This window comes from Enterobacter sp. CC120223-11, assembly GCF_900215375.1.
GTDB lineage: Bacteria > Pseudomonadota > Gammaproteobacteria > Enterobacterales > Enterobacteriaceae > Scandinavium.
On sequence record NZ_OBEF01000020.1, the window covers coordinates 74,725 to 86,042 of the forward strand.

General features: G+C 55.6%; 10 protein-coding genes, 2 tRNA genes and 1 rRNA gene. 3 read left to right on the forward strand and 10 right to left on the reverse strand.

What is annotated here, in order from left to right:
• Positions 1-120: 120 nt before the first annotated feature.
• Entirely contained in the window at positions 121-1,011 is an 891-nt protein-coding gene (ilvY, locus tag CRO87_RS19415; protein ID WP_097164572.1) for an HTH-type transcriptional activator IlvY, read from the forward strand.
• Here ilvY and ilvA read toward each other — a convergent pair.
• From ilvA to ilvL, 6 genes are all read right to left on the reverse strand, one after another.
• Positions 1,008-2,552, reverse strand: coding sequence for a threonine ammonia-lyase, biosynthetic (gene ilvA, locus CRO87_RS19420; RefSeq protein WP_097164573.1), 1,545 nt, complete (start codon positions 2,550-2,552; stop codon positions 1,008-1,010). The genes ilvY and ilvA overlap by 4 nt on opposite strands.
• Positions 2,553-2,554: 2 nt before the next feature.
• Positions 2,555-4,405 carry a dihydroxy-acid dehydratase gene (gene ilvD, locus CRO87_RS19425; RefSeq protein ID WP_097164574.1) on the reverse strand — a complete coding sequence of 617 codons (1,851 nt, stop codon included), beginning with the start codon at positions 4,403-4,405 and terminating at the stop codon, positions 2,555-2,557.
• A gap of 60 nt (positions 4,406-4,465) precedes the next feature.
• Positions 4,466-5,395, reverse strand: coding sequence for a branched-chain amino acid transaminase (locus CRO87_RS19430; RefSeq protein ID WP_097164575.1), 930 nt, complete (start codon positions 5,393-5,395; stop codon positions 4,466-4,468).
• A 17-nt stretch (positions 5,396-5,412) separates the two neighbouring features.
• Positions 5,413-5,676: an acetolactate synthase 2 small subunit gene (gene ilvM / locus CRO87_RS19435; RefSeq protein ID WP_097164576.1), complete on the reverse strand. Its 264-nt coding sequence runs from the start codon at positions 5,674-5,676 to the stop codon at positions 5,413-5,415.
• Positions 5,673-7,319, reverse strand: a complete 1,647-nt coding sequence (gene ilvG, locus CRO87_RS19440) for an acetolactate synthase 2 catalytic subunit (RefSeq protein WP_097164577.1) — start codon at positions 7,317-7,319, stop codon at positions 5,673-5,675. Before ilvG ends, ilvM begins: the two co-directional genes overlap by 4 nt.
• Positions 7,320-7,458: 139 nt before the next feature.
• Positions 7,459-7,557 (reverse strand): ilv operon leader peptide, encoded by a 99-nt coding sequence (gene ilvL / locus CRO87_RS19445; RefSeq protein ID WP_001311244.1) that lies wholly within the window; start codon positions 7,555-7,557, stop codon positions 7,459-7,461.
• Between the two features lie 326 nt (positions 7,558-7,883).
• Here ilvL and CRO87_RS19450 point away from each other — a divergent pair, with 326 nt between their 5' ends.
• On the forward strand, positions 7,884-9,404 hold the full coding sequence (locus CRO87_RS19450) for a YifB family Mg chelatase-like AAA ATPase (protein WP_097164578.1): 1,521 nt from the start codon (positions 7,884-7,886) through the stop codon (positions 9,402-9,404).
• Between the two features lie 25 nt (positions 9,405-9,429).
• On the opposite strand, the gene CRO87_RS19455 is transcribed toward CRO87_RS19450, so the two are convergent.
• Positions 9,430-9,768, reverse strand: a complete 339-nt coding sequence (locus CRO87_RS19455) for a DUF413 domain-containing protein (RefSeq protein WP_097164579.1) — start codon at positions 9,766-9,768, stop codon at positions 9,430-9,432.
• Positions 9,769-9,886: 118 nt separating this feature from the next.
• Between CRO87_RS19455 and hdfR the strand changes: the two genes are divergently transcribed.
• Entirely contained in the window at positions 9,887-10,708 is an 822-nt protein-coding gene (hdfR, locus tag CRO87_RS19460; RefSeq protein ID WP_097164581.1) for an HTH-type transcriptional regulator HdfR, read from the forward strand.
• Positions 10,709-10,797: 89 nt separating this feature from the next.
• Here the strand turns inward: hdfR and CRO87_RS19465 are convergent.
• From CRO87_RS19465 to rrf, 3 genes are all read right to left on the reverse strand, one after another.
• Positions 10,798-10,873: transfer RNA gene (locus CRO87_RS19465), tRNA-Trp, on the reverse strand.
• Between the two features lie 53 nt (positions 10,874-10,926).
• Positions 10,927-11,003 (reverse strand) — tRNA-Asp (locus tag CRO87_RS19470).
• Positions 11,004-11,057: 54 nt separating this feature from the next.
• Positions 11,058-11,173 (reverse strand): 5S ribosomal RNA (gene rrf / locus CRO87_RS19475).
• Between the last annotated feature and the right edge of the window lie 145 nt (positions 11,174-11,318).

Here is an 11,318-nt window from a genome sequence, read left to right on the forward strand (position 1 = left end):
TGTTCGGTTCGCGTTTTGCGAGAATGAACCCACATTACAACAGGAAATTTATTGCTGAAATTGATATATTCACAACGTCACATTGCAAAAAATGCAACGTAAAAATAGGGTGACCCGCTTATGGATTTACGCGATCTGAAAACGTTCCTGCATCTGGCCGAAAGCCGCCACTTTGGCCGCAGTGCGCGGGCGATGCACGTCAGCCCTTCCACGCTTTCCCGGCAAATTCAGCGGCTGGAAGACGATCTCGGTCAGCCGCTGTTTGTTCGCGATAACCGCACGGTCACGCTTACCGAAGCCGGCGATGAGCTGAGAGTTTTCGCCCAACAGACGCTGTTGCAGTATCAGCAACTGCGCCACACGCTGGACCAGCAAGGTCCGTCGCTCTCAGGCGAACTTCATATTTTCTGCTCAGTGACCGCCGCCTACAGCCATCTGCCGCCAATTCTGGATCGATTCCGCGCGGAGCATCCGTCAGTCGAAATTAAACTCACCACCGGCGATGCCGCCGACGCGATGGACAAAGTCGTCACCGGCGAAGCCGATCTGGCGATTGCGGGCAAACCTGAAACGCTGCCGGGTGCGGTCGCCTTTTCCATGCTGGAGAACCTGGCGGTCGTCCTCATCGCCCCGGCCCTGCCTTGCCCTGTGCGCACTCAGGTGTCACAGGAAAAACCTGACTGGTCTACAGTGCCGTTTATCATGGCCGACCAGGGCCCGGTCCGCCGCCGTATTGAGCTGTGGTTCCGCCGCCATAAAATCAGTAATCCATCGATTTACGCCACGGTTGGCGGGCATGAAGCGATGGTTTCAATGGTGGCGTTGGGCTGTGGCGTGGCGCTCATTCCGGAAATTGTGCTGGAGAACAGCCCGGAACCGGTGCGCAACCGCGTGATGATTCTCGAACGCAGTGATGAGAAAACGCCGTTCGAGCTTGGCGTTTGCGGACAAAAAAAGCGGCTACATGAGCCGCTGATTGATGCTTTCTGGTCGATTCTGCCGAATCACTAGCCCGCGAGGAAGAACCTGAACGCCGGGTTATTGGTTTCGTCGTGGCAGTCGTAGCCCAACTCGTTGAGGCGGGTTTCGAAATCGGGCTCATGCTCGCCCAACTCAAACGCCGCCAGCACGCGGCCATAATCGGTGCCGTGGCTGCGATAGTGGAACAGGGAAATATTCCAGTGTGTGCCGAGCGTGTAGAGGAACTTCAGCAGCGCTCCTGGCGATTCCGGAAACTCGAAGCTGTAAAGACGTTCCTGCAACGGCTTTGATGGACGCCCGCCAACCATGTAGCGAACGTGCAGCTTCGCCATTTCATCGTCTGACAAATCCACCACGCTGTAGCCGCCATCGCGCAGCAGGCTGAGGATCTCTTTGCGCTCCTCCAGCCCACGGCTTAACCGCACGCCCACGAAAATGCAGGCGTCTTTGGCATCGGCAAAGCGGTAGTTAAACTCCGTCACCGAGCGCCCGCCAAGCAGCTGGCAGAATTTCAGGAAGCTGCCTTTCTCTTCCGGGATCGTCACCGCCAGCAGGGCTTCACGCTGCTCGCCAAGCTCACAACGTTCTGACACATAGCGCAAACCGTGGAAGTTGACGTTCGCGCCCGAAAGCACGTGCGCCAGGCGTTCACCGCGAATGTTGTGCTGTGCGATATACTTTTTCATTCCCGCCAGCGCCAGCGCGCCTGAAGGCTCTGCCACCGCACGCACGTCTTCGAACAAATCCTTCATCGCCGCACAGATGGCGTCGCTATCCACGGTGATGATGTCGTCGAGGTATTCCTGACAGAGGCGGAACGTTTCGTCGCCGATGCGCTTCACCGCCACACCTTCAGCAAACAGCCCGACGCGGGGCAAATCCACCGGATGGCCTGCGTCCAGCGCCGCTTTCAGGCAGGCTGAATCTTCGGCTTCCACCGCGATGACTTTGATCTGCGGCATCAGCTGCTTGATCAATACCGCCACGCCCGCCGCCAGACCACCGCCGCCAACCGGCACGAACACGCGATCGAGATGCGCATCCTGTTGCAGCAGCTCAAGCGCCAGCGTGCCCTGGCCGGCAATCACCATCGGGTGATCGAACGGTGGCACCCAGGTAAAGCCCTGCTGCTGCGCCAGTTCGATGGCTTTGGCTTTCGCCTCATCGAAGTTTGCGCCGTGCAGTAAAACTTCACCGCCGAAGCCGCGAACGGCATCGACTTTGATATCAGCCGTCGCTACCGGCATCACAATCAGCGCTTTGATGCCAAGGCGTGCGGAAGAAAACGCAACGCCCTGAGCATGGTTGCCCGCCGACGCAGTAATCACCCCACGCGATTTCTGCTCTTCGGTCAGGCCCGCCATCATCGCGTACGCCCCGCGCAGCTTGAAGCTGTGCACCGGCTGGCGGTCTTCGCGTTTCACCAGCACCACGTTGTCGAGGCGCGATGAAATTTTTTCCATTTTCTGAAGCGGTGTGACCTGCACGGCTTCATAGACCGGCGCGCGCAGCACCGCTCTGAGATATTCCGCCCCCTCAGGGGCGGCGGATAGCGGCTGGGATTCGGCCATGATTAGCCCCCGAGTTTGGATTTATCGCGCACAGCGCCTTTGTCCGCACTTGTGGCCAGGCTTGCATAGGCACGCAGGGCGAACGATACCTGACGTTCACGATCGCGTGGAGTCCAGGCTTGTTCACCCCGAGCTTCCTGCGCTTCACGGCGCGCGGCAATCTCCTGGTCGCTCAGCTTCAGCTGAATGCCGCGATTCGGAATGTCGATTTCAATCAGGTCGCCATCTTCGATAATGGCAATGTTGCCACCGCTCGCCGCTTCCGGAGAAACGTGACCGATAGACAGACCGGAGGTGCCGCCGGAGAAGCGCCCGTCAGTCACCAGCGCACAGGCTTTGCCGAGGCCCATAGACTTCAGGAACGTGGTCGGGTAGAGCATTTCCTGCATGCCCGGCCCACCTTTCGGCCCTTCGTAACGGATAACAACGACGTCGCCCGCCACAACTTTCCCGCCGAGGATCGCTTCTACCGCATCGTCCTGGCTTTCGTAGACTTTCGCCGGGCCGGTGAATTTCAGGATGCTGTCGTCCACGCCTGCGGTTTTCACGATACAGCCGTTTTCCGCGAAGTTGCCGTACAGCACTGCCAGGCCACCGTCCTGGCTGTACGCATTTTCCAGCGAACGAATACAGCCTTCGGCGCGATCGTCATCCAGCGTGTCCCAACGGCAGTTCTGCGAGAAGGCCTGGGTGGTGCGAATGCCTGCCGGGCCTGCGCGGAACATGGTTTTCACCGCATCGTCTTTGGTCAGCATCACATCGTATTGATCGAGCGTCTGCGGCAGAGAAAGCCCAAGCACGTTTTTCACTTCACGGTTCAGCAGGCCGGCACGGTCCAGCTCACCGAGGATACCGAGCACGCCGCCCGCACGGTGAACGTCTTCCATGTGATATTTCTGGGTGCTTGGCGCCACTTTGCACAGCTGCGGCACTTTGCGGGAGAGCTTGTCGATATCACTCATGGTGAAGTCGATTTCCGCTTCCTGCGCTGCCGCCAGCAGGTGCAGAACGGTGTTGGTGGAGCCGCCCATGGCGATATCGAGCGTCATGGCGTTTTCGAATGCCGCTTTGCTGGCAATGTTACGCGGCAGCGCGCTGGCATCGTCCTGCTCGTAATAGCGTTTGGTCAGCTCGACGATACGCTTGCCGGCGTTGAGGAACAGCTCTTTACGGTCGGCGTGGGTCGCCAGCAGCGATCCGTTGCCCGGCTGAGACAGACCCAGCGCTTCGGTCAGGCAGTTCATCGAGTTGGCGGTGAACATCCCGGAACAGGAGCCGCAGGTCGGGCACGCGGAGCGTTCGATTTGATCGCTCTGTTCGTCGGAGACTTTCGGGTCTGCGCCCTGAATCATGGCATCAACCAGATCCAGCTTGATGATTTGATCGGAAAGTTTGGTTTTCCCGGCTTCCATCGGACCGCCGGAAACAAAGATCACCGGAATGTTGAGGCGCAGGGAGGCCATTAACATGCCCGGGGTGATTTTGTCGCAGTTGGAAATACAGACCATCGCATCGGCGCAGTGGGCATTGACCATGTACTCCACGGAGTCGGCGATGAGCTCGCGCGACGGCAGGGAATACAGCATGCCGCCGTGGCCCATGGCGATGCCGTCGTCCACGGCGATGGTGTTGAACTCTTTCGCGACGCCGCCGGAGGCTTCGATTTGCTCTGCAACCAGTTTACCGAGGTCGCGCAGGTGAACGTGTCCCGGCACGAACTGGGTAAACGAGTTTACGACGGCAATGATCGGCTTGCCGAAATCGGCGTCGGTCATTCCGGTGGCGCGCCACAGCGCGCGGGCACCCGCCATATTACGGCCGTGGGTGGTGGTGGCGGAACGGTACTTAGGCATGCTCTGTTTACTCCCGTCTGACAATTTAGCGGGACGGTGCGTGCCGTCCCGAATTTATACTTATGGATTAACCTGGTCCAGCCAGCCGTATTTATCTTCGGTTTCGCCGGTGAAGAGGCCGAAGAAGGCTTGCTGAATGCGTTTGGTGACCGGGCCGCAGCGGCCTTCGCCTACCTGGATACCGTCGACGCTGCGCACCGGGGTGATTTCTGCCGCGGTACCGGACATAAACACTTCATCCGCCAGGTACAGCGATTCGCGGGACAGCACCTGCTCACGGACTTCAATATTCAGGTCTTTCGCCAGTTTGATGATGGCGTCACGGGTGATGCCCGGCAGTGCAGAAGAAGTAAACGGAGGCGTGAACAGAATGCCGTCTTTCACTTCGAACAGGTTTTCGCCTGCGCCTTCGGAGATATAGCCGTTCACATCCAGCGCGATCCCTTCCTGGTAACCATGACGGCGCGCTTCGCTGCCGACCAGCAGAGAGGAAAGGTAGTTCCCGCCTGCTTTCGCCGCAGTTGGGATAGTGTTTGGTGCCACGCGATTCCAGGAAGAAACCATTGCGTCGATGCCCTGATCCAGCGCTTCAGCGCCGAGGTATGCGCCCCAAGGGAAAGCGGCAATGATCACGTCTGTGGTGTAACCGGCTGGCGGGTTCACGCCCATGCCCACATCTCCCACGAACACCAGCGGGCGAATATACGCGCTGGTGAGGCTGTTTTTGCGGATCACTTCACGGCAGGCTTCCATCAGTTCATCGACGCTCTGAGAAACCGGGAAGCGGTAGATTTTGGCTGAATCATGCAGACGCTGCATGTGTTCACGATGACGGAACACCACCGGGCCTTTGTGAGAGTCGTAGCAACGGATGCCTTCGAACACCGACGTTCCATAGTGCAGCGCGTGGGACATCACGTGTACCTTCGCCTCGCCCCATGGAGTCATCTCACCGTTAAACCAGATGTAATCAGCTTTTTTCGTGGTCATTGTTCTTCCTTTTGCGCTCAGGCGCGGATTTGTTGTGATGATGTTGTTCGTTGCTGGATCTCGACGCGAGCGACGTCCACCAGTTTGCTTAACTGGCTAAACAGTAATTCGACTGGGCGAAGGCTGGCAACGGTCAATTCGATATTTATGTTCTGTGCATCGGTGGCGGTTTCCATATTCATGGCACAAATCTGGAAGCCGCGGTGACGGACAACGCGCAAAACGCGCTCTAAGGTTTCGGGGTTGAAGCGAGCCTGAACGGCAACCTGATGATGCATCATGATAATTTCTCCAGCATTTCTGCATTACTGGCACCCGGCGGTACCAGCGGCCAGACGTTTTCGAGTTCGTCAATTGAGACATGAAGCAGGTAAGGCCCTTTGCTGTTCAGCATCGCGTCGAGTGCCGCTTCAACCTGATCTTTACGGGTGATGTGCTGGCCAGGAATGCCAAAGGCGCTGGCGAGCGTAAGGAAATCGGGGTTATCGGTGAGCGTTGTTTCGCTGTAGCGCTCCTGGAAGAAAAGCTGCTGCCACTGGCGAACCATGCCTAAGCGCTGGTTATCGAGCAAAACGATTTTCAGCGGCAGCTGTTTGCGTTTGACGGTGCCGAGCTCCTGCACGTTCATCATGAAAGAGCCGTCACCGGAGATACAGATAACCGTATCCTCCGGACGTGCTACTTGCGCACCTACCGCAGCAGGCAAACCGAAGCCCATCGTGCCAAGTCCGCTGGAGGTGATGAAGTTTTCAGGGCGGGTGTAGGTCATGTGCTGTGCCGACCACATCTGATGCTGACCCACGTCAGTCGTAACCACGCTGTTGGCTGGCTTACGATCGGAGAGCTGTTTGAGCAACAGCGGGGCGTAAATAGCCTCACCAGGGTGATCGTAGCGCCAGGCGTGCTCAGCCCGCAGCTCGGCGGTATGTTTGCGCCATGCGTCGATACTCAGCGGCTGCTGCAAGGCAGGCAGCAATGCGTTCAAATCCCCCTGCAAGCCCACATGCGCCTGGCGCAGTTTGTTCAGCTCCGCAGGATCGATATCCATATGAATAACTTTGGCATTCGGCGCGAACGTATTCAGCTTGCCCGTGACGCGGTCGTCAAAGCGCGCCCCAACGGCAATTAGCAAATCACACTGCTGCACCGCGAGGTTTGCCGCTTTGGTACCGTGCATGCCCAGCATCGCCAGATAGTACGGATAATCGGCCTCTACGGCCCCCAAGCCTTTCAGCGTACAGGTGACAGGCATCTGTGTGGCTGCAATAAATTCGCGCAGTGCAGGCACCGCGTTTGCCATGCCAACACCACCGCCCACATAGAGCATCGGCTGGCTGGCCTGTGCAACCATCTGACGCGCCAGCGCGACGTCTTCATGCGGGAACTCGCTTTCGTCTGCAACGGTGGAGAAATGCGGTTCGAGGTCCGCGCAAGCCACCTGAATATCTTTCGGGATATCAACCAGAACAGGGCCAGGACGGCCTGAGTTTGCCACCTCGAAAGCTTCAGCCATTATGCGCGGCAGCTCTTCCAGCGACTGCACCAGAAAACTGTGCTTGGTGCAGGCAAGTGATAAACCGAGAACGTCGACTTCCTGAAACGCATCAGTACCAATGAATGGCGAGGCGACCTGGCCGGTGACAGCAACGACCGGGACAGAGTCCAGCAACGCATCAGCAAGACCGGTGATGAGGTTGGTAGCGCCTGGGCCAGAAGTCGCCATGCACACACCCGTTTTACCCGTAGCACGAGCGTAGCCAATGGCCGCCATGGCAGCACCCTGTTCGTGTCGACACAGCAGATGTTCCACGCCGCCGTCATACAACGCATCGTAGATCGGCATAATCGCGCCGCCTGGATAGCCGAAAACGGTTTCGACTCCCTGCGCTCGCAACGCATGTACCACCCACTGAGCCCCATTCATAGTTACTTCCCCGTTGCAGTTTGCGAGAAACAGAATTTTATGCTGGTTATCATCTTCTGCCTCTCATTGGTTTTATTCGGCCATAAAAAAACCCCCGGACCTTTCGGTGCGGGGGTCTTAGTTCGTTAAGGCTTGATTACTAAGCCTTTCCTCGTCCAAGTGCAGCCCCGCACGGTGGGATAATAATCACCACCACGCTAATCACGACCAGGCTAATCACTCGTAGAAGGGCTGTCATTTTCTGTACTTTAGCTTCATGTTTCGAAGGAATACCTAAAGAGTTATCACAGGCAGGGCTGAAAAAGCAATGATTTTTTATATTGAGATTTTCGATCGGGCTAACGATATTGGCAAAAAGTATTGTTTTTTATAAGAAACTCCGATGATGAAAATTCTTCACGGCTTTGATGCACAAGGAGCCTATGAATATTTCTCGATCGCGCTCCAGTTTGCGTGCAACAGGAATGAAAAAACGAAAAAACACAGGAAACGCGCTCGTAAAATCCACATTATTTATTTGCTGGTGTGGCACGCAACGGCATACTGAACCTTCACGGAGGCATTATGTCATTGTCGATTATTTACACACGCGCCGCACTCGGCGTGAATGCGCCCCCTATAACTGTCGAAGTGCATATCAGTAACGGGCTGCCGGGTTTAACCATGGTGGGTTTGCCGGAAACGGCAGTCAAAGAGGCCCGGGATCGGGTCCGAAGCGCAATAATAAATAGCGGTTATGAATTTCCAGCAAAGAAGATAACCATCAATCTGGCGCCGGCGGATTTACCCAAGGAGGGCGGACGCTATGATCTACCTATCGCGATTGCACTTCTGGCTGCATCTGAGCAGCTGAATACGTCGCAACTGAGTCAGTATGAGCTTATCGGCGAACTGGCGCTGACCGGGACGATACGCGGCGTTACCGGCGCGATTTCAGGGGCGATGGAAGCCATTAGAGCAGGCAGAAAAATCATTTTTCCCGCAGAGAATACTGCTGAAGTCGGTCTGATTGGCGGAACAGATTGCTTCATCGCGGGTCATCTGCAGGAAGTTTGCGCCTTTCTGGAGGGCCGGGCTGAGCTGCAACATCCTGAACCGTTGTCTGAGATATTACCCACGGCGGAAGCCGATTTAAATGAGGTTATTGGGCAGCAACAGGGCAAGCGGGCCTTAGAGGTCACCGCCGCCGGTGGGCACAACCTGCTGCTTATCGGACCGCCAGGAACGGGAAAAACGATGCTGGCCAGCCGCTTACCCGGCATCCTCCCCTCTCTGAGCAACCATGACGCTCTGGAGAGTGCCGCTATTCTGAGCCTGACCGAAACCAGTCGGGTGCATAAACAGTGGCGTAGACGCCCCTTCCGCTCGCCTCATCACAGTGCATCACTCACAGCTATGGTTGGCGGTGGCGCGATTCCCGCCCCTGGCGAAATATCGCTGGCCCATAACGGTATCTTATTCCTCGATGAGCTGCCCGAATTCGAACGTCGGGTGCTGGATGCTTTGCGTGAGCCGATCGAGTCCGGGCAGATTCATATCTCACGTACCCGGGCGAAGATTACCTACCCTGCCCGCTTTCAACTCATAGCTGCCATGAATCCCAGCCCGACAGGTCACTATCAGGGAAACCATAACCGCAGCTCGCCAGAACAGGTTCTGCGCTATCTTGCGCGGCTGTCCGGACCCTTCCTGGATCGTTTTGATTTATCGCTTGAAATCCCACTCCCTCCACCCGGGCTGCTAAGCAAGCCTCCGGAAAAGAGTGAAAGCAGTCAGGCAGTAAAAAACCGAGTGGTAGCGGCTCAGCACATACAACTGACACGTCAGGGGAAACTCAACGCGCTTCTGACAAGCCATGAGATGAAAATACACTGTGAGCTTCAGAGCGAAGATGCTGCATGGCTGGAGCAGGTTTTAACGCAGCTGGGATTATCAATTCGCGCCTGGCAGCGATTGATTAAAGTTTCACGAAGCATTGCGGATCTGGCGGGCGAGGAAAAGATAACACGGATGCATTTACAGGAAGCGCTGGGGTATCGGGCAATAGAACGGTTGCTTATTCACTTACAGAAAATGATGGCGTAAAAAAGGGGCTTTCGCCCCTGTCTTATCAATCGTCGCTTTCGGTGTAATCTTCAGCACCTTCAGCCTGCGGCTTACCGCCAGACAGCGTGTGAAAACGCTTAGGACGTTTGATTCGCGCCATATATTTGATCCATACGCGCTCAATCTCTGTAGCCGGTTCACGTTCGCCACGGCAGACAGCAACAAACTGCTTTTCATCTTCGGTTACAGGTTCACGGTTACCCAGTTCCAGCTCATTAAACGCATAACCGTGGCGCTCCAGCAGTTGAGCCTCTTTGATGGTGAAGTCACCATGACGAGAGAACCCACGCGGATAATTTTTATTGTCGAAAAAACGATTAGTCGTCGTAAAGCTTTCCGCCATCCTACACGCTCCTGATTCTTTGGCTGAGCTATTTATGGCGCGGAGTATTAGTTACGCTTGACAGAGCGTCAAACAAAACATTTAAATCAACACGACAAATATTTTTGTGGAGATGGGTGTGGATACGGAATTGCTAAAAACTTTCCTCGAAGTGAGCCGAACGCGTCACTTTGGGCGTGCGGCAGAAGCTTTGTACCTGACGCAATCGGCCGTCAGCTTTCGTATTCGTCAGCTCGAAAACCAGCTGGGCGTGAATCTCTTCACCCGCCATCGTAATAACATTCGTCTGACAGCCGCCGGTGAAAAGCTTCTGCCCTATGCAGAAACATTGATGAGCACGTGGCAATCGGCCCGAAAGGAGGTTGCCAATACGTCCCGGCATAATGAGTTTTCCATCGGGGCAAGCGCTTCACTTTGGGAGTGTATGCTCAACGGTTGGCTGGGAAGGCTTTATCCCGCTCACAGCACTTTGCAATTTGAGGCGCGTATTGCTCAGAGACAGTCACTGGTAAAGCAACTTCACGAACGGCAGCTCGATCTTCTAATCACCACTGAAGCGCCTAAAATGGATGAGTTCAGTAGTCAGCTGTTGGGGCAATTTACCCTGGCACTTTACTGCGCGGCTCCGTCACAGATGAAAGCAAACCTCAATTATCTGCGGATTGAATGGGGTCCTGATTTTCAGCAACATGAAGCAGGCCTGATTGCACCTGATGACATTCCGCTGCTGACAACCAGTTCCGCCGAACTTGCCCGCCAGCAGCTTATGCCGCTTGAAGGTTGCACCTGGTTACCTGTGAACTGGGCAAACATGAGGGGTGGGATACACACGGTGTCTGACAGCGCGACGCTTACGCGGCCTCTGTATGCAATTTGGCTGCAGAACAGCGATAAACAGAATCAGATACGTGAGATCTTAAAAGTCGCGGTACTTGAGTGATATTTGAACTCGCCCGGAAAATGGCAGCGGATAAAATCCGCTGAATTTCAGGCAAAAAAAATCCTTTGCCGAAGCAAAGGATTCTTAAATGGCAGGGGCGGAGAGACTCGAACTCGCGACACCCGGTTTTGGAGACCGGTGCTCTACCAACTGAGCTACGCCCCTAAATTTTTCTTACTATTAAGCCTGCAACGAAGCAGGCTTAATATTTTAATAAGTGGCGGAACGGACGGGACTCGAACCCGCGACCCCCTGCGTGACAGGCAGGTATTCTAACCGACTGAACTACCGCTCCACCGAATTTCTTTGTCACTACCCGGATTCTCATCCCGGTTTACTGCAATTTGATGCCTGGCAGTTCCCTACTCTCGCATGGGGAGACCCCACACTACCATCGGCGCTACGGCGTTTCACTTCTGAGTTCGGCATGGGGTCAGGTGGGACCACCGCGCTAGTGCCGCCAGGCAAATTCTGTTTTCAACATGCACGTCTTACTCTGTGCACATCGACTAATCTGTTATCAGGCTGAAAATGTGTCTGTCTCTCACGCCAAAACAGCTTCGGCGTTGTAAGGTTAAGCCTCACGGTTCATTAGTATCGGTTAGCTCAA

Coding starts and splice junctions, on each gene's coding strand:
- ilvY (WP_097164572.1), top strand. CDS start 121: ATGGATTTACGCGATCTGAAAACGTTCCTGCATCTGGCCGAAAGCCGC.
- ilvA (WP_097164573.1), bottom strand. CDS start 2,552: ATGGCCGAATCCCAGCCGCTATCCGCCGCCCCTGAGGGGGCGGAATAT.
- ilvD (WP_097164574.1), bottom strand. CDS start 4,405: ATGCCTAAGTACCGTTCCGCCACCACCACCCACGGCCGTAATATGGCG.
- CRO87_RS19430 (WP_097164575.1), bottom strand. CDS start 5,395: ATGACCACGAAAAAAGCTGATTACATCTGGTTTAACGGTGAGATGACT.
- ilvM (WP_097164576.1), bottom strand. CDS start 5,676: ATGATGCATCATCAGGTTGCCGTTCAGGCTCGCTTCAACCCCGAAACC.
- ilvG (WP_097164577.1), bottom strand. CDS start 7,319: ATGAATGGGGCTCAGTGGGTGGTACATGCGTTGCGAGCGCAGGGAGTC.
- ilvL (WP_001311244.1), bottom strand. CDS start 7,557: ATGACAGCCCTTCTACGAGTGATTAGCCTGGTCGTGATTAGCGTGGTG.
- CRO87_RS19450 (WP_097164578.1), top strand. CDS start 7,884: ATGTCATTGTCGATTATTTACACACGCGCCGCACTCGGCGTGAATGCG.
- CRO87_RS19455 (WP_097164579.1), bottom strand. CDS start 9,768: ATGGCGGAAAGCTTTACGACGACTAATCGTTTTTTCGACAATAAAAAT.